We start from the raw sequence: 17,541 nt of genomic DNA, 5'->3' as shown, positions 1-17,541 counted from the left end.
TGGTTATCACTTATTTTTATCGCACGGTCAAGATGGCGACCGTGTAGCAAGTTTGTTAGCGATTTAATTTTTAAAAAATGCAATAAGGCTATAACCTGTAATGAACCAGACGCCCAACAAACCCACTTCTAGCGAAGTCGATTACAAAGACACGCTCAATCTTGCCGACACCGCGTTTCCGATGCGTGGCGATTTGGCAAAGCGCGAACCCAAATGGCTTGAGCAATGGCAAGCCGATGATGTGTACCAACAAATTCGCGCTGCCCGTCAAGGTTGTGAAAAATATATCTTGCACGATGGCCCACCGTATGCCAACGGGCAAATTCACTTAGGGCATGTTGTCAATAAAGTGCTTAAAGACTTAATCGTCAAATACAAAACACTTGATGGCTATGACGCGCCGTATGTGCCTGGTTGGGATTGCCACGGGCTACCGATTGAGCAAAAGGTAGAATCACTGATTGGTAAGGTCGGGCATCCCCACAAAGACAAAGCCAAAAACGGTGCGTTGGTCACGCCAACCGAGTTTCGTGGCGCGTGTCGCGAGTATGCGCGTAGCCAAGTGGCGCTACAGATGGCGGATTTTAAGCGTTTGGGCGTGCTAGGCGATTGGGAACATCCATATTTGACAATGAATTTTCGCCAAGAGGCGGACACCGTGCGTGCGCTGGCACGGATTTATGAAAACGGGCATATCACCCGTGGCATGAAACCTGTCAATTGGTGCTTGGACTGTGGTTCGGCGTTGGCAGAGGCTGAGGTTGAGTACGAGGACAAAAAATCTGACGCGATTTATGTCGGGTTTGATATCGTCAATCGCGAGGCTTTGGCGCAAACGGCTGACATCACAGGCGCACTGCAAGCGGTGATTTGGACAACCACCCCGTGGACACTGCCTGCCAACCAAGCCATCACAGTTAGCGCGAATTTGGAATATTCGGTCGTGCAAATGACGCGCCCAAGCGATGCCGATGATCGCGCCGAGCCGCAAGTACAGCATGTGATTGTGGCGTATGATTTGATCCCACACTTGATGAAGGTATTTGGCGCAGAAGCATACAGCGTGCTTGCCAGCGTCAAGGGTGAGGATTTGACTGTCTTACGCGCCCAACATCCACTCATTGCCGAGCGTCAAGTACCGATGATTACAGGCGAACACGTCACCGCTGATAGCGGTACGGGACTTGTGCATACCGCGCCTGCACACGGTGCAGATGACTATTTGGTTGGGCTCAAATTTGGCTTGCCGATGGATAACCCCGTGGCAGGCAATGGCGTGTACTTGCCCGATGCACGTGTATTTGTTGGCGAGCACATTTATAAAGCACAGCCAAAAATCATCGCCGCGTTGCAAGCAAGTGGACATTTGTTAAAACACGATGTCATCACGCACAGTTATCCGCATTGCTGGCGACACAAAACGCCGATTATTTTTCGCTCAACCCCACAATGGTTTATTAACCTTGAGGTCAATGGCTTGCGCGAACAAGCCCTGCGCGATATTCCTAACGTGGTGTGGACACCGTATTGGGGACAAAATCGTATCGAGGCAATGATGCATGACCGCCCCGATTGGTGTATTTCGCGCCAACGTACATGGGGGGTGCCGATTGCGTTTTTTGTCCATCAAGATACAGGCGAGTTGCACCCCAACACGCTTGCGCTGATGGAGCAAGTGGCACAAAAAATCGAGCAAGGCGGCGTGGAAGCGTGGTTTGACACACCTGCTGAGGAATTCATCGGTGAGGATGCGGCGATTTATCACAAGTCTACCGATACACTAGACGTTTGGTTTGATTCCGGTTCGACCAACTTCACTGTGTTGGCGCAGCGCCCCGAACTGGCTAACCCTGCTGATTTGTACCTTGAAGGCTCAGACCAGCACCGCGGTTGGTTCCAATCATCGTTGCTTGTTAGCGAGGCAATTTATAATCGCCCACCGTTTAAGCAAGTTTTGACCCACGGTTTTACCGTCGATGCCAACGGCTATAAGCTGTCTAAATCGCGCGGCAATACCAAAGGCTTTGAGCCAAAAGATATTGCCAGCAAATTTGGCGTGGATATTTTGCGGCTGTGGGTGGCATCAAGCGATTATCGTTATGAAATGGCGGTGTCTAAACAAGGCTTTGAGCGCACCACCGACATGTATCGCCGTATTCGTAACACCGTACGCTTCTTGTTGGCAAATACCGATGACTTTGACCCTGCCAATGACATCGTGGCAACCGATGATTTGGTCAGCCTTGACAAGTATATTTTGACCCGTGCCGCAAATGTGCAAGCCAGTATTCGCGAAGCTTATACGGCGATGGACTTTCACCAAGTGTGTCAGCTGATTGTGGCGTTTTGTGCACAGGATTTGGGCGGTTTTTATCTAGATATCATCAAAGACCGTCAATATACGACCAAAACAGACGGACAGCCAAGACGTTCAGCACAGACCGCGATTTATCACATTACGCACGCGCTGTTACGTTGGATTGCGCCAATTTTGTCATTTACCGCCCAAGAGGCATGGCAAGTGCTAAAAGGTACCTCGGGCTATATCTTTACCCAAGCATGGTACGTATTGCCTGAGGTGGCTGAAACCAAAGATAGCCTGACGGCAGCGGATTGGGCGCGAATTGTGACGGCCAAAGATGTGATTAACAAAGCCATCGAGCAAGCGCGTGAGCAAAAAACCATCAACGCCAACCTATCGGCAGATGTGACCGTATATACCGAAGGTGCGACCGCTGACGCACTGGCAAAACTGGGTGATGAATTGCGCTTTGTGCTTATCACCAGCCAAGCACAGGTATTGCCGTTTGATGAGTTTGTGCAAGATACCCTCGAACCTGCGCCCGACGTTACCACACTTGATGATAATACGCGTTTAGCGGCGGTTGTTGTACCTGCACAAGGCGAAAAATGCGTGCGCTGCTGGCATATCCGCCAAGATATCGGCTGTGATCCACACCATCCGCTGCTGTGCGGACGCTGTGTCAGCAACTTGCCGAGTGGTTCAGGTGAGGTACGCCATTATGCCTAATTTGCCGCCCTCTGCAAACACCCCAGCAACTGTACCGCCAACCTCTACTCCACCTGTGTTGCCCGTCAATGGCAAGGCAGCGTGGCGTTGGTATGCAATGGCATTGCTGACGATTGTGATTGACCAATTAACCAAACAATATTTTGTGCGGCATTATACGCTGTATGAAAGCCATCCTGTTATTCCACCTGTACTAAACTGGACGCTTGCTTACAACAAAGGCGCGGCGTTTAGTTTTTTGGCGGATAAAGGCGGTTGGCAAATCGTATTTTTTAGCGTGTTGGCATTGGCGGTAGCAACGGCGATCGCGGTGTATTTGCGTCGCGTGCCACGGCAAGCGCATTGGTTGTCGCTGGGCTTGGCGTGGGTGATGGGTGGTGCGCTTGGCAATGTCATTGACCGCATTCGCTACGGGCATGTGATTGACTTTATCCATGTGCATTACGCCGACGTGTGGAATTATCCGATTTTTAATGGGGCAGATATGGCGATCTGTGGCGGTGTGGCGTTGATTTTGTTGGATACGTTGTTTTTGGAAAATCGGCGCAAAGCAGCGGTGGTTTAGGCGTCAGCCATTTGCCCGATGATCGAAAGTAAACCTACCTAAACAAGGTACACGATGGACAATATCATTTTACCCAATGAACACACACGCATCACCCACGGCAGCCAAGTTGAGCTACATTTTGAAGTCAGCCTAGAAAACGGTACGCTGATAGACTCAACCTATAACCGCCCTAAGCCTGTCACTTTGGTCATTGGCGATGGCAATTTGCTAGAAGGGTTTGAAAAGGTGTTGATGAACCTAACCGCAGGTGACACACGCACCGCGCATCTATCACCCGATGAAGCGTTTGGGCAGTGGAATGCCGATAACGTGCAGCACTTTAGCCCTGTGCAGTTTGCCCGTGCAGGCGGTATGCCACAAGTCGGTATGCTGGTTGAATTTGAGGATAAAAGCAGAACCACCCTAGCAGGTGTGGTCAGCCATGTGTCCGATGATGACATTGAGGTGGATTTTAACCACCCATTGGCGGGGCAAAATGTGCTGTTTAAGGTGCAAATCTTTAAGGTCATACCGCCTGATCGACAGGCGGTGACGTTGGCTTAATATCGGCTTTTGATCTTGTGCTGGTGTTAGCTGAGGGTTGATTCGCTGTTATTCTCAAGTGCGGCAGCTTCCTCGGCGCGTAGCTTGAAACGCTCACCCGTTGATTTGATACCCCAGACCAACTCAACAAACGCGCGGTTATTGAGCAATGGCTCATCCTCGATGATCAGCCAATAGCCGCGACCATCAATCCACAAGAAAATAAAACTGGTGTTGGGCATCAGCATATCAATGCTTGAAAAAAACGACACGGCATGCCCATGTACTGCCCAGCCGCGTTTTTGCTGACGCTGCAAAAACTCATAAAAATCTGCCGCTGCCACGCACAGTGTTTCGGCTTCTTGCTCGGTGAAGCCCATTTTTGCCAAACAAAAGCCTTCATCTGAGGCAATCGTGACCCGACGGCTGCCCGACAAGCTTGCCGATACATAGCGCAAGAAGTTATCTAGCTGCACTTGTGGGGCAAGCAGTGGCTTTTCTAAAAGCTCAACCCAGCCTTCTTCAATAAACATATCGAGCCACAACTCACTGTGGCGATCACTCCAGCCTTGAGCGGTCATAGTCTGCTCGGGCGCGAGCATGTCTTGCAATGCCTGTTGTTGCTCGTTGGGTTCAACGCTTGAAAAACTGTGTAGCACGCCTGCAGGCGTGAGAATCACGTAGTTATTGTCTAAGTCTGCCATCGCATGTCATCCTTTGTCTAACTTTGAATTGGGCGGCGCTAAATAATTTCTGGCTTAGTGAATCTCTAACTTAGTAACGATGAATGGTTAGCGTGAAATGTTACCGCGCGATGCTCGGTGCATGACTCAATATAGGCATGCCATTTGTTAAATGATGGCATACACCAACGTGGTAACTAGCTGGGTCATTTGTTCTTTGTTACGGGCATCAACAGGCATGACAATCGCAGGCAAATCCTGCGCCGCCAACGCATCTGATAAACGTTGGTGTAAATCCCATGGCATCTGTTCGCTGTGCGTGACACCAACCACCATACTGCTACTTTTAATCAGTGGCAAAAAGCTTTGCATATAATCGTGCAAATCTTGCACAGGATCGGCATAGGTGGCATTGAGTAATAGTACCAGCCCTAAGGCATTTTCGCTCAAAATTTCCCACATAAAATCAAAGCGTTTTTGCCCAGGCGTGCCATACAGCCGTACCTGCTCACCTGTGGCAAGCTTCATGATACCGTAATCCATCGCCACGGTGGTATTTTTTTTGAGTAACTTGGTACCATCGCTGGCGACTTCTTCGGTCGTCACAACAGGCTTATCCGACAATGAGCGAATTGCCTCGGTCTTGCCTGCACCCACAGGCCCTGCAAAAATGATTTTATAAACCCCTGTTTGCTCGGCTGACATATCATTTTCCTAAATTTTTATTTTTGCCTATTTTGTCATCATCCACGCTTAGATAAGCTGGCAAAAGGCATGCTGCGATTATAAATTGCCAATAACGGCAAAATTTTTTTTGCCCGATTGGGCTCAACTGCGCCAAACGCGCGTGCTTTATCGGTTAGAATTTGACACCCAAGCGTCCCAAAAAACGTTTTAAAAAGCCACTTTCGCTTGCTTGTTGAATACCTTGGTTTTGTCCATCTCGCTGGCTTGCCGCTTGGGTACTGTTAGGTGCAATCTGCACGGTCACGTTGTTAGATGCAGCTTGTTGATAGCTGACAATCAATGGTTCGGCTTGTATATTGCCCGTTAGCGCAAGCAAGATCAAAACTTGATTGATTTGCCTGACCGTCAAATTGCCAAACAAACCTTGCAAATCCGTTAAGCTACGCGCGCGCCCCAAACAACTGGCGATTAACGGCATAACATAACTTGGGACAAAACTTGTCGTGCCAAAATTGGGCATTTGTTTTGCCACAAAGCGCAAGTGGTGCGTTTGGGTGTAATCACCACGGCGCAATACCTCTAGCCCCACGCGCCACAGTATTTGGCTGACGGCAATTTTTTGCTGACCTTGCGCCAATAGCGGTGCGGTGGCGGCTTGGTAGTCATCTTTGCTGATAGGCTTAAGATCAAAGCTGTCACTGCCCAATGCTTGCCCCACGATGAAATGATCAATCATGCGCTCAATGCGGTTTGCGATTGCGCTGTGCTCATCGGCATTGATATACATCGGCTGCCCGTTGATGGTTACGCACGCATAGCCGCTTAACAGCTGTAATTGTTTGGCAAGTGCAAACAACCCTGTTTGTGTCAAATCGGCAAACGTTCGTGCCAAAATATCAAACACTTGCTCACGCTGCCTAGCATCGGGCGCAGGTTGGCCAGATACGGCAGATGAAGTTTTGGATGTTGCTGCACGGGACGGTATTGTTAAGTTGGCGGTCTGTTGTGCTGATTGTGGTGCCACCAGCGGTTGTGCTGACTGCGGCGTTTTAGCAATAGTGTCTTTGAGCCATTGTAATGCTTGGGTCATTTGCTCACGGTTATAAGGCGCGCTTAGCCAATATTGGTCTGCTGCCACCGCTTGCGCTGCCACCACTTGCCGCGTCACCAAAACCGCAGGGCGTCGCAATAGCCGCTGCGCTGCTTGTACCGCATCGTGCAGCACATCTGCTGACAATGCTGCGCCTTCAATATCGATCACTACGCCTTGTGCGTTGTGGCGTGTCACCGCGTCGGCAAGATCAATCGCAGCACCGCGTTGGCTGTGGCGCGCGACAGTGATTACATCAAACTGTGTTGCCGTCATCTGTGCCAACATTTCAATGGCATAGCTTTGCGGCGGGGTAAAACCAATTACTACAATTGCGGTCATCGTCATACAGCTTTAAACACCAAAAATTTTTATACAGCTAAGCACGCCCAGCAAATTGCGGCTTAGTTAATTAACTCAACTCAGTTAGCCAACCAATACAGCAACACGCTCACTGTGCCTGCACTGAGTCGAATGATTTCGCGGTAGGCAACACTTGGTGATCGCTGCTGGGTAGCTGCATTTGTTCGTTGATCAAGGGCTGTTTTTCAAAGCGTTGGCGGCATACGCGCCAGCCTTCATGAAATGCCCATTTTTTCTTGGCAAGCTCCCACCACACGATAAAAAATGCCATGCGGTCATCACAGGTTACGCAATGGGTAAAAAATTCTTGCTCAACTGCTTTGATTTCTGCTTGGATTTCGTCTTCATCTGCACCCTCTTCAAGCTCTTCTAGCAGATCAAGCAAAATGGCAATCGTCTGATGGGCAACCGCGCGTGAGTCATCAATCGAAATACGCAGCTGATGCTGATAAGCGTGCATCGATGGCATGACCAGCACACTCCAACGTGTGGCAAGCTCGCTGATACTAAACATATAATCGACGCTATCCACACAACGCTGAAAGCCTGCCAAGGTTTTGGCGTTGAGCTTGTGCTCAACCTGCTGCAAGATCCGCTGCCCAAAAAACGGGACATCATACCAGCAGCCATAGAACATATCGGTCAGCGCGCCTTGTAGCGGCTCGACTTCATCAAGTTCGAGTGCTGTCACGATACGGCTGGTGTGCAAGTCTATGTTGCTGGGCTGGCTTAGGATACGACGGCTATTTAAGCGATAATGCAGCCAATGTTTTAGATGGGTTTTGCGGCTTGGCGTGGTGACAGAATACATGCAAAGTCCTTGCTCAACTCGTTGGGTACCATTGCTTGCTGGGTGTCGTATGATTTGCCAATCTTGCTTGCTAGGGCGCGTCATCCAACACGATCAAGCAAAGCAACAACAGCGCAACACAATGGATTTTTTTAACATTTAACCATGATACAAGGCTGACTGCAAGCAAGCTTATCTATAAAATTCGGCAATCAATCATAAATTTGCAACCGTCTAACCGCGCAGCACCTCGTCAAAGCGTATTACACGCTAAGCTTGCCTTATCGTGCTTGGCAGATCCATTGTTCCCATACATAGCAAAATAAAAACGCCAGCGTATGCCGACGTTTTTCTTCATTGTTATGTATGATTACCAAGCCAATGTTGCTTAGTCCATCAACGTATCCATCAAATCAATCATAAATTCGCCGTCTTCTTCGCTCATGGCTTCAAAACCTTCGGGCATGCCAAGTTCTTTTAGCACGTCTTGCCCTTCGCTGCTTTGACCCAATGCCAGCAGCGCATCGACAAATTTTTGATGCTCAGCAAAATCAGATTTGATCAGTACCACGTGGGTGATATCGCTTAGGTCACTTTCGATCAAGATCTGCATTTGTGACAGCGTCAGGCGTGACAGGGTGTGATAGACTTCTGATAGGAAAAACCCAGCATCGGCTTTGCCTTGAATCAGCTCACGCGCGGCGGCTTGGTAGGTCTCAGTGATGTGCCATTCGATGTCATTTTCGGTCAAATCAACGGCTTCAAGCAAACGTAACCCGATCAATTTTACGTCTCGGTTGTCTGCCATCGCAATGGTGCAGCCCGGTTTTAAGTCCTCTAGGGTTTGGATTGCGCCATCGGCTTTGGCACTGATGACCATTTCATCCGATTTGCCTTTTGGACGTGCCACTGCCACATAGCCGTGATCACGAATCATCGCCGCGGCATCAAATGGGTTGGCATACACGATAGCGACATCTTGTGCCGCGATTTGTTCGCTTTGCTCTTGCGCTGAGGCAGGTGTGAGTAGATGAATATGCATGTCAGCGCGTTTTTGTAGCAAGGTGTTGAGCATGTGCCAGCCAGCAAAACGCTCAGGGGCAAAATCAGGCGCAATCAGTAGATTAAGTTTCATGCTTGCTCCTCCTGTCTAAGCGCGGCGTATTGGACTTCAGTTTCTTGAATTTTGCTGCGTGAAGGCTTGCGGCGTACTGAGGTGTAGCCAACGGTTTCGCCACGGCGTACGTTGGGCACGGCGGTGGCATAGACCCAGTAGTAGCTGCCATCTTTGCATAAATTTTTGACATAGCCATGCCATTTGTTGCCTGCTTTGACAGTCGCCCACAAATCAGCGTAGGCAGCTTTGGGCATGTCAGGGTGGCGCAAAATATGCTGCGGCGCACCAATCAATTCTTCGCGCGTGTAGCCGCTGATATCAACAAATGCGTCATTGGCATGGGTGATGTTACCGTCTAAGTCCACACGCGATACGATCAGCTTGCCATCTGGGTATGGCAATTCATTGTTGGTGGTGTATACAGTACGCGTGGTGCCGTCATAAAACTTTAGATGATGTTCTTGTGCGTCGGGTGTAGGACGCACCATGTTAGGAAGTTGTTTTGCCATCGTTTACCGCCTTGACTACAATTAAATGAGTTTTGCCAACGCTTCTGCTGCGCGTTTGATGTCCAAGAACACCAAGCCCAGTTTGGCATTGGGTTTTGCCAACACCGTCAAAACCGCTTCTGAACCCGATGATGACATGATGACATAGCCTTTTTCACCTTGTACCAACACACGGTCGATATCACCACGCGCCAATTCACGTCCTGCACGATCACCCAGTGATAGCAACGCCGCTGACATCGCACCCACGCGGTCTTCATCAATCCCAACGGGCAACGCTGAGGCGATCATCAAACCGTCGGTTGAGATCAGTGCCGAGGCTTCAATATCTGCCGATGAGCTGTTAAGGTCATTAAGAATTTGTTGGAACATTTCGGTGCGCATGAGGGTATTCCTTATAATAAAGTTAGTAAACTGAAATACACGTTTAGTATATTTTATAAACAAAGATAGCGCGTTAATAAAATTTAATCAATCCATGTAGATAATATGGTTTAACGCTGCCCTACCCATTATAACTGGAAAACTTAATCTGATGATAGAAAAAATCTAAGCATTTTTCCAATAAACAGATAAACTGCGGCAAGATTAAGATAAAACTTGCGCATGCATACGTTGTAGCCCATCGATCATGGCGGTTTGTAACATAGCGGTGAGCTCATCGCGCGTGTGGTCGGCAGGTTCGATTTTATCAAGCGGCAAAATATATGCCTTGCTCGGGCGATTATCGACAATCCGCTGAATGCTTTCTGCCATCGTCATATCGGTGTATGGGATCATATCATCAAGCTTGCCATCGGCATTGACATAGGTGATCAAAATTGGCTGGATGGGTGTTTGGGTATCCATGGCAGATTGCAGCAGCTTGCCATGCAGCGGCAAAATGCCCGTACCGTCACTGGTAGTCGCCTCAGGAAAGAAAATTAACGGCTTACCTGCTGCCAAATCTTGCGCCATCAGCTGACTGACATACCCACTATCGCCCGAACCGCGCTTGATGTATAACGTGTTTGCCGCTTGCGTGACCTTACCCATAATGGGCCAGTCGGCGATTTCGGCTTTGGAAATAAAAAACGTTGGAATGATGCTGCCGACCACGGCAATATCAAGCCAAGAAATATGGTTACACGTCCACAATGCCAGCTCTTGCGGGATTGGCTTGAGCGGAATAACCTCAACTTGCAGCGCGCGACACGCCTGTTGGCACACCAGTTGCAGATAGTGGCTCACTTGTTCGTTACTGGTTGGACGGTCTTTGATGCGGTGGGTATAGCTCACACCCATGACCACACTTTTGGCAAGCCCTGCTGCGCGTTTGCCGCGTTGTAGTAGGACTTTGGCATGATCGAGGGTATAAGTTTCAGGCTGGGTCAAGTCATGCGCGGTTTGGCGCAGCAGTTTTTTGACAAAATCGATTTTTGACGGCTCAGCAGGTGGTTGATAGTGTGGGTGTTGGGCAGACATAATGCATCCGATGGCTAACAAAAATGGTGATATTATAGCATAGCTGATTTTTTGCTAGGTGGGCTTAAGTTTGCCGACAAGACTTGTTTACGCCAACCTTAAACCCCATTTTTAGCTGATATGACTTTTTACCACCAATAAAAGGATACATTTTTGGATTATTTTGACCGCCATCAAGGGGGCGAAACCGCGATATTAGTACACCTCAACATCAATCAGCTTGATGACCCCGATGATTTAGACGAGTTTGAACTGTTGGTCGAATCGGCAGGCGCAAAACCTGCCGCACTGGTCACAGGTACACGCAGCAAGCCTGATGCCAAATACTTCGTTGGTACGGGCAAGGCTGAAGAAATCGCCGAGCAAGTCAAGGCACATGATGCGCAAATCGTGATTTTTAACCACGCGCTCACGCCATCGCAAGAGCGTAACCTTGAGCGGCTTGTGCAATGCCGCGTGCTTGATCGCACAGGGCTGATTTTGGATATCTTTGCCCAACGTGCGCGCACTTATGAAGGTAAATTGCAGGTTGAATTGGCGCAGCTTAACCATCTAGCAACGCGTTTGGTACGCGGTTGGACGCACTTGGAGCGACAAAAAGGCGGTATTGGCTTGCGTGGACCTGGTGAAACGCAGCTTGAAACCGACCGCCGCTTGCTACAAATTCGTGTCGGTCAGCTTAAAGCAAAACTTGATAAAGTCAAACAAACACGCGCGCAAGGACGTGCCAAACGCCAAAAATCTGCCGTGCCAACGGTGTCATTGGTCGGCTATACCAACGCAGGCAAATCGACACTGTTTAACCGTTTGACCGATGCCAATATTTATGCCGCCAACCAGCTATTTGCTACCCTAGACCCAACATTGCGTAGCGTGAACTGGGCAGGTGTGGGCAATGTGGTGCTGGTGGATACGGTTGGTTTTGTGCGCCATTTGCCGCATGAGTTAGTCGAGGCATTCCACGCCACCCTTGAGGAGACTTTGGCAGCAGATCTGCTGCTACACGTCATTGACAGCTCACGCGAGGACATGCATGAACAAATCGACGCAGTGCAAAACGTGTTGGCAGAAATTGGCAATGATGTGCCTGTCCTCAATGTGTTTAACAAAATCGACTTAACAGGTGAGCCTGCCCACATCGGCTATGGCGAAGCAGGCAAGCCAAATCGCGTGTATGTGTCTGCCCAAGCTGATATCGGGCTTGATAAACTAACCGAGGCGGTGCAACAGCTACTGGTTGGGCAATTAACGCGTTTTGATTTGCGTTTACCGCCGACGTTTGGGCAGTTACAACACGCATTGCATGAGCTGGGCGTGATTGATGGCATTGATTATGCCGATAATGGCGACGCACATGTAACTGTGACAATGGCAGCGGCGCGTTTGCAGCAGCTATTGGGAGAGTTTGCTATTGATCCGTTTGATGTACTGCCCGATGCGCAGGCGCAAAGCCTCATGCCTGTGCTTGAGCCGTTTGAGCAGCCCGAGCCAGCAGACGTGAGTGCCAATGTCGAACCGATGCATGACGATATTACTTAATCTTTTAAAATCAATCAGTTATGATAATTTCCACAAAACCTGTGGATAACCCTGTGGATAACTTATGACTTGACACGCCTGAGGCTAGATGCCTATTGGCTTTGGACAAAATTGGTTAAAAAATAACCAATTTTTTATTGTAATAAAATCAATTACTTGACACTGTCAAGTCTGATAAGCTAAAAAAATTTAATTTTTTTTGCATCAAATCGGTAGATGCCCAGTGTGGCATGACGCCGTTTGATTTGCCATGGATTTTGTCAAACCTGTCATCAATTTATGGTATAGTAATGCCAATTTTTGCTTTTGACCGATTATTATGGTACAGGTTCGCTCAAATTTTCGTCCTCACAAACCCACTAGACTTTTGATAAGTGATGGTTGGTTGATTGTGGTCAGCTTGGTGTGGCTTGTACCAAGCCATGCAGGCAACATGTATGTGTTTAAGGATAATAACGGACGGGTACTTTTGACCAATGTGGTAGAAAATGACCGCCCCGTTGGCACAGGGTTTAGTCAATTCACCCAAAAGGTCAAAGTCACCTACTATGCCGACACCAACGTGCACACTTACCGTAACTGGGGTGCGACAGAGGCTGCCGTGCCTGCCAGTGGCAGCAAAAACCGCAACGCGTATGACGCGATGATCGTCGCCGCAGCAACGCGCCATGGCGTTGATCCTGCGCTTATGAAAGCAGTCATGCACACCGAATCGGGCTTTAACCCTATGGCACGCTCACCTGTTGGCGCGCAAGGATTGATGCAGCTCATGCCTGCCACCGCCAGACGATTTGGTGTTGCCAATGCGTGGAACCCTGCCGATAACATCGAGGGGGCGGCAAAATACCTTAAATACCTCAACGGGCGTTTTGGTAGCATCGAACATGTACTGGCAGGTTATAACGCGGGTGAAGGTAACGTAACCAAATACGGTGGTGTGCCGCCATTTCGTGAAACACGCGATTACGTCAAACGCGTTTTAAGCCGCTATAACAACCTATACCGCAATGACCCTACCCTACGCGCAGGTGGCGAGCAAACGTTGAGCTATTCTTCTACCACCACTTACGGCAATTTTTAACTGATCTATTCATAAAAAAAAGCCCCTACATGTTTTGGGGCTTTTTGTTTGAGCAAAACGCTTAGGCTTTACCATTTTCTTGGTCTTGCGCGTCTTTGTGTAGGCGCACGTTTAGGTCGTCAATGACTTCAATCCAACCTGCGTCTGCGCGGTATTCTTCTTGCAAAAATTTGCGTTGGTTGTCTGTCCAAAATGGTGCATCAACCAATTTGACTGATTGTGGTAGTTGGTTTTTTTCAATAAATTGCTGAATTGACGCGTCGTCGCTGTCTAGACCTAATTGGGCAAATAACGTATTAATGCTATTTTCTTCACCATTAAGCATGATCGTATCCTCTAACTGGTTTTCATTCATGTTGTTTGCAATGGGCTATTTAAAATAGCATAGCCTTGCATGATTCACCAGTAACGCTGCGTTGTTTTGTGTGGCTTTTGGTAACGGCACGAGTAGTAACGGCACGAGGGGACGATTTTGGTATAAAAAAAACCAGTCTGTCAGTCAGACTGGTCTTTGACTAACTTGTCTCAGCGCTGTTTAAAGGCTAAACATTAGTTAGGTAGCAAGTGGTTGACCGCGTCACGCTCTTCGGTCAATTCTTTGGCAGTGGCTTGCATTTTATCTTTTGAGAAATCGCTTGATACGTCCAAACCTTCAACGATTTTCCAATCGCCGTTTTGGCAGGTGCAAGGGAATGAGTAGATTAAGCCTTTTTCAATGCCATATTCACCGTTTGAGTACACGCCCATTGATACCCAGTCGTTTTCATCGGTGCCTAACGCCCATGAGCGGATATGCGCAATCGCTGCGTTGGCAGCAGAGGCAGCAGAAGACGCGCCACGCGCTTTGATGATCGCTGCACCGCGTTGTTGTACGCTTGGGATGTAGGTGTTTTCGTACCAGTCACGGTCTACCAAGTCTAGCGCAGGCTTGCCTTGGACGGTGGTAAAGGTCAAATCTGGATATTGGGTCGATGAGTGGTTGCCCCAAATCGTCATTTTTTTGATGTCATTGACGGTGGTTTCGGTCTCTTCAGCAAGCTGCGCCATACCGCGGTTGTGGTCAAGGCGAGTCATGGCGGTGAAGTTACGTGGGTTAAGATCTGGCGCATTGCGCTGAGCGATCAGTGCGTTGGTGTTGGCAGGGTTGCCGACGACCAACACTTTGACATCGCGGCTTGCGTGGTCATTCAAGGCTTTACCTTGCGCTGAGAAGATCGCAGCGTTGGCTTCTAGCAAGTCTTTGCGTTCCATGCCAGGACCGCGAGGACGTGCCCCAACCAACAGCGCGTAGTCAGCGTCTTTGAATGCCACTGAGGCATCATCGGTTTGTACCACACCTGCTAACAGTGGGAATGCGCAGTCTTCTAGCTCCATGACCACGCCTTTTAGGGCTTCAAGCGCAGGGGTGATTTCAAGCAATTGCAAAATCACAGGTTGGTCTTTGCCCAGCATATCGCCTGCGGCAATGCGAAACAGTAGTGAGTAGCTGATTTGACCAGCTGCGCCAGTCACGGCAACGCGAACGGGTTGTTTCATAAAAAGCTCCTTGTTTGTGCTTTTATTAAGCGTTGATGTTAAAAAATCGTTGTTGGATGTTGATGTCCACACGTTTTTTCACTCATCTGGCTACCAGATAGCCACACGGATGAAATTGTTCAGCCATATTTGATAGCTTATTGAATATATTGGCTTTAAAACTTAAATATTTAACAAATTATCTAAAATACGCGGCAATTTTTTTAAAAATTAAACTGGGCATGGGCTGAGCCGTGTTTGGTACGGCGTACAGTGTAGCACTAGTCGACATATCTGACTACTGCTTGACACTTGTTTCATACCAAGCTTTAACATGTGGGCTAATATTTTGCTCCAATGATGCCCATGCGCTGACTAAGCGGCGACGGGTTGCCCAATAACGCAGCATAATTGGCGGTGTTTGCCATTACAGCTTTGACATAGCCGCGCGTTTCATAATACGGAATGGTCTCAACGTACTGATCGGCGGCGATCGATCCGCTATCGGGCTGCCAAGTGCGTGCCTTGTTTGGACCTGCATTGTAGCCTGCGGTTGCCAGTACGGGCTGCCCACCAAGACGATTTAGAATATCTGCCATGTAAAATGTGCCATAGCGGATGTTGGTCTCACCCGTAGCAACTTGCGCCGCGCTGTATGGCTCGCCAAGTTTACGCGCGATGTATTTGGCAGTATCGGGCATGATTTGCATCAAGCCACCTGCGCCGACGTTGGATTTTGCGCCGACATTAAAGCGGCTTTCTTGGCGCATAATGCCGTATGCCCATGCAGGGTCAATGCCCACCTGGCGGCTGTATCGAACAACGCTGTCTTGACGCGGCATTGGGTATGCCAATGCACCATCGGGTAAGCTGCTGGCGTTGTCAATGGCAAAAATCGCGCGGTCATACCAGCCGATATCGTTGGCACGTTGGGCGGCAGCAATAATCATGCCTGTATCGCCGCGGTTATTGGCTTGTCGTACCGCCCAATTCCATTCGCGGTTGGCATAGCTTGGGCTTGCACCAAGGTCATATAAGGTAAAGGCGCGATTAAAACTGGCATCTTGCGCCAGCCGCGTATAATCAGCTTGGGTGGGACGTGGCAAATCAGGCAGACGGGTAAAGCGCGCGCCAATTTGATCCTTGGCAAGTAAGCCGTAGTAATCGTTGTTTTGCGCAAGTTTGGCAAACATTTGTTGGGCTTGTTGTTTTTGTGCGGCATTGCCTGTCATGCGGTACGCGCGCGCCAGCCAATACTGCCAAATTGGTTCTTGTTGAACTTTAAAATCCATCTCACCAATTGCAGCGGCAACATCTTGCCAACGGCTAAAACGAATTGCTGCTTGGGCGTAGGCTTGTGCTTCATCGGCATTAAATGGCTCGCCAACACTTTGAGCAAACCAATCCACCGCATCAGCACTAAAGCCAATGTCGGTGTTTACGCCCATGCGTGCCACACCCAACGTACGATAGGCATACCGCCGCGTTTTGTCATCAAAAAAGCGGTTGGGACTGGTGATGTCTTTGCCCAAATCAGCCTTGAGCTGCCATGCTGCGTCATTGACCGATTTTTTGGCTTGCGCCCCTAGGGCGTATAGATAAAGGTAACGGTTGGCAGCGGTTGGCGCAAGGCTACCGACCTGCCCCAAAACGTTATTGGGGTTGTTGCTCACTGCCATCAGCTGGTTAAAGCTGATTGCCACGCCCAACCGATTGGCAAGATTGACGATATCGCCGTTGTTATTGAGGCGCAGCATACGATACAGCCGCCGCTCGCGGTCGGTATTGCTCATCATCGGGTTGGCGGCAAGCTCACTGGCTAATTGACGGCACAAATCGGCTTGCTTGCGCGGTGTTTCTAGCCAAACGTTGGCTTTTTCGATGTATGCACGCATCGGGTCGCCCGTATTGTTATAGCCTAAAGCTATCGCGCAGGCTTCGGACGCATCGGGATTGGTGATATAACCTGCAACCGCACGCACTGCAGCATAATCGCCTTGCGCGGCTTTGGTTTCGGCATAGTCAGCGACCAGTTTTTCTGCCATCACGCTGCCTTGATAGCGCTGCACAAAGCTGATAATTGTGCTTGGGCTTTGGCTAGCAAGGTATTGATTAAGCTGCCAGTATTCAGGATACATGGCAAGATTACCGCCTGCCATCAAGCCTTGATAACGGCTAACGTCTGTTCCACTACGGCTTGCGCGTTCGGCATCGTTAAAGTAACTATCGCCGCCTGCGCCTGTCCATGACGTTGGCGCGGTTTGTGTTGCCGTGTCGCCGCCTGTATAACCAAAGCCGTCATCACTCCAGCCACTGTGGTTATCGGCACATGCCGATGACAGCAACGCGCTGGCAAGACTGGTGACAAGAACGGTGGGGATGGCACGGCGGATCATGGGCATAAGCATTGGGTATTTGTTTGTGTTATAGATGAATTGGTCAATATGTGGCAAATTGCGGCAAGCAGCCTGACTGTATTATACCCAATAGCTGCAAAAATACCATGCCCTAGCCGTGATTTCGCCACCACATTAACAGGTGGTGCTTTAAAAAGTATGCTGATATCAGACCTACCCATTATT

The 17,541-nt window shown here is 49.2% G+C and carries 16 protein-coding genes; 5 read left to right on the top strand and 11 right to left on the bottom strand.

The window, feature by feature from the left end:
• Positions 1–100: 100 nt before the first annotated feature.
• From ileS to fkpB, 3 genes are read left to right on the top strand one after another with little or no spacing between them, the layout of a single operon-like run.
• Positions 101–3,031 carry an isoleucine--tRNA ligase gene (ileS, locus tag MA2_RS07735; RefSeq protein ID WP_067058567.1) on the top strand — a complete coding sequence of 977 codons (2,931 nt, stop codon included), beginning with the start codon at positions 101–103 and terminating at the stop codon, positions 3,029–3,031.
• The gene (gene lspA / locus MA2_RS07730) at positions 3,024–3,596 is read left to right on the top strand and encodes a signal peptidase II (protein WP_067058565.1); all 573 of its coding nucleotides are present in this window, start codon (positions 3,024–3,026) and stop codon (positions 3,594–3,596) included. The genes ileS and lspA overlap by 8 nt, the downstream gene beginning before the upstream one ends.
• 54 nt (positions 3,597–3,650) lie before the next feature.
• Positions 3,651–4,142 carry an FKBP-type peptidyl-prolyl cis-trans isomerase gene (fkpB, locus tag MA2_RS07725; protein WP_067058564.1) on the top strand — a complete coding sequence of 164 codons (492 nt, stop codon included), beginning with the start codon at positions 3,651–3,653 and terminating at the stop codon, positions 4,140–4,142.
• A 26-nt stretch (positions 4,143–4,168) separates the two neighbouring features.
• Here fkpB and MA2_RS07720 read toward each other — a convergent pair whose 3' ends face one another.
• From MA2_RS07720 to MA2_RS07685, 8 genes are all read right to left on the bottom strand, one after another.
• The gene (locus tag MA2_RS07720) at positions 4,169–4,825 is read right to left on the bottom strand and encodes a hypothetical protein (protein WP_067058562.1); all 657 of its coding nucleotides are present in this window, start codon (positions 4,823–4,825) and stop codon (positions 4,169–4,171) included.
• A gap of 147 nt (positions 4,826–4,972) precedes the next feature.
• On the bottom strand, positions 4,973–5,509 hold the full coding sequence (locus MA2_RS07715; RefSeq protein WP_067058560.1) for a GTP-binding protein: 537 nt from the start codon (positions 5,507–5,509) through the stop codon (positions 4,973–4,975).
• 154 nt (positions 5,510–5,663) lie between these two features.
• Positions 5,664–6,923 carry a hypothetical protein gene (locus MA2_RS07710; protein ID WP_115254013.1) on the bottom strand — a complete coding sequence of 420 codons (1,260 nt, stop codon included), beginning with the start codon at positions 6,921–6,923 and terminating at the stop codon, positions 5,664–5,666.
• Between the two features lie 109 nt (positions 6,924–7,032).
• On the bottom strand, positions 7,033–7,755 hold the full coding sequence (locus MA2_RS07705) for a hypothetical protein (protein WP_067058607.1): 723 nt from the start codon (positions 7,753–7,755) through the stop codon (positions 7,033–7,035).
• A gap of 367 nt (positions 7,756–8,122) precedes the next feature.
• Entirely contained in the window at positions 8,123–8,869 is a 747-nt protein-coding gene (locus tag MA2_RS07700; RefSeq protein WP_067058556.1) for a PhnD/SsuA/transferrin family substrate-binding protein, read from the bottom strand.
• The gene (locus MA2_RS07695; RefSeq protein ID WP_067058554.1) at positions 8,866–9,360 is read right to left on the bottom strand and encodes a PAS domain-containing protein; all 495 of its coding nucleotides are present in this window, start codon (positions 9,358–9,360) and stop codon (positions 8,866–8,868) included. The genes MA2_RS07700 and MA2_RS07695 overlap by 4 nt, the downstream gene beginning before the upstream one ends.
• A gap of 21 nt (positions 9,361–9,381) precedes the next feature.
• Positions 9,382–9,744, bottom strand: coding sequence for a roadblock/LC7 domain-containing protein (locus MA2_RS07690; RefSeq protein ID WP_067058552.1), 363 nt, complete (start codon positions 9,742–9,744; stop codon positions 9,382–9,384).
• A gap of 204 nt (positions 9,745–9,948) precedes the next feature.
• Complete coding sequence (locus MA2_RS07685; RefSeq protein WP_079352240.1) at positions 9,949–10,824, bottom strand: lysophospholipid acyltransferase family protein; 876 nt, start codon at positions 10,822–10,824, stop codon at positions 9,949–9,951.
• Positions 10,825–10,977: 153 nt separating this feature from the next.
• On the opposite strand from MA2_RS07685, the gene hflX reads away from it, so the two are divergent.
• Positions 10,978–12,363, top strand: a complete 1,386-nt coding sequence (hflX, locus tag MA2_RS07680; RefSeq protein ID WP_067058551.1) for a ribosome rescue GTPase HflX — start codon at positions 10,978–10,980, stop codon at positions 12,361–12,363.
• Between the two features lie 319 nt (positions 12,364–12,682).
• Positions 12,683–13,444, top strand: coding sequence for a lytic transglycosylase domain-containing protein (locus MA2_RS07675; protein ID WP_067058549.1), 762 nt, complete (start codon positions 12,683–12,685; stop codon positions 13,442–13,444).
• Positions 13,445–13,505: 61 nt separating this feature from the next.
• Here MA2_RS07675 and MA2_RS07670 read toward each other — a convergent pair whose 3' ends face one another.
• From MA2_RS07670 to MA2_RS07660, 3 genes are all read right to left on the bottom strand, one after another.
• A complete protein-coding gene (locus MA2_RS07670) occupies positions 13,506–13,769 on the bottom strand; it encodes a DUF2789 domain-containing protein (RefSeq protein ID WP_067058603.1) in 264 nt (87 codons plus the stop codon).
• Between the two features lie 224 nt (positions 13,770–13,993).
• Positions 13,994–14,980 (bottom strand): malate dehydrogenase, encoded by a 987-nt coding sequence (locus MA2_RS07665; protein ID WP_067058547.1) that lies wholly within the window; start codon positions 14,978–14,980, stop codon positions 13,994–13,996.
• Positions 14,981–15,300: 320 nt separating this feature from the next.
• Complete coding sequence (locus tag MA2_RS07660; protein ID WP_067058545.1) at positions 15,301–17,367, bottom strand: lytic transglycosylase domain-containing protein; 2,067 nt, start codon at positions 17,365–17,367, stop codon at positions 15,301–15,303.
• Between the last annotated feature and the right edge of the window lie 174 nt (positions 17,368–17,541).

Origin of the sequence: Moraxella atlantae NBRC 14588 (assembly GCF_001591265.1) — a bacterium.
Taxonomy (GTDB): Bacteria; Pseudomonadota; Gammaproteobacteria; order Pseudomonadales; family Moraxellaceae; genus Faucicola; species Faucicola atlantae.
This window is presented reverse-complemented; position numbering and strand designations above follow the sequence as displayed.

Coding starts and splice junctions, on each gene's coding strand:
- ileS (WP_067058567.1), top strand. CDS start 101: ATGAACCAGACGCCCAACAAACCCACTTCTAGCGAAGTCGATTACAAA.
- lspA (WP_067058565.1), top strand. CDS start 3,024: ATGCCTAATTTGCCGCCCTCTGCAAACACCCCAGCAACTGTACCGCCA.
- fkpB (WP_067058564.1), top strand. CDS start 3,651: ATGGACAATATCATTTTACCCAATGAACACACACGCATCACCCACGGC.
- MA2_RS07720 (WP_067058562.1), bottom strand. CDS start 4,825: ATGGCAGACTTAGACAATAACTACGTGATTCTCACGCCTGCAGGCGTG.
- MA2_RS07715 (WP_067058560.1), bottom strand. CDS start 5,509: ATGTCAGCCGAGCAAACAGGGGTTTATAAAATCATTTTTGCAGGGCCT.
- MA2_RS07710 (WP_115254013.1), bottom strand. CDS start 6,923: ATGACCGCAATTGTAGTAATTGGTTTTACCCCGCCGCAAAGCTATGCC.
- MA2_RS07705 (WP_067058607.1), bottom strand. CDS start 7,755: ATGTATTCTGTCACCACGCCAAGCCGCAAAACCCATCTAAAACATTGG.
- MA2_RS07700 (WP_067058556.1), bottom strand. CDS start 8,869: ATGAAACTTAATCTACTGATTGCGCCTGATTTTGCCCCTGAGCGTTTT.
- MA2_RS07695 (WP_067058554.1), bottom strand. CDS start 9,360: ATGGCAAAACAACTTCCTAACATGGTGCGTCCTACACCCGACGCACAA.
- MA2_RS07690 (WP_067058552.1), bottom strand. CDS start 9,744: ATGCGCACCGAAATGTTCCAACAAATTCTTAATGACCTTAACAGCTCA.
- MA2_RS07685 (WP_079352240.1), bottom strand. CDS start 10,824: ATGTCTGCCCAACACCCACACTATCAACCACCTGCTGAGCCGTCAAAA.
- MA2_RS07675 (WP_067058549.1), top strand. CDS start 12,683: ATGGTACAGGTTCGCTCAAATTTTCGTCCTCACAAACCCACTAGACTT.
- MA2_RS07670 (WP_067058603.1), bottom strand. CDS start 13,769: ATGCTTAATGGTGAAGAAAATAGCATTAATACGTTATTTGCCCAATTA.
- MA2_RS07665 (WP_067058547.1), bottom strand. CDS start 14,980: ATGAAACAACCCGTTCGCGTTGCCGTGACTGGCGCAGCTGGTCAAATC.
- MA2_RS07660 (WP_067058545.1), bottom strand. CDS start 17,367: ATGCTTATGCCCATGATCCGCCGTGCCATCCCCACCGTTCTTGTCACC.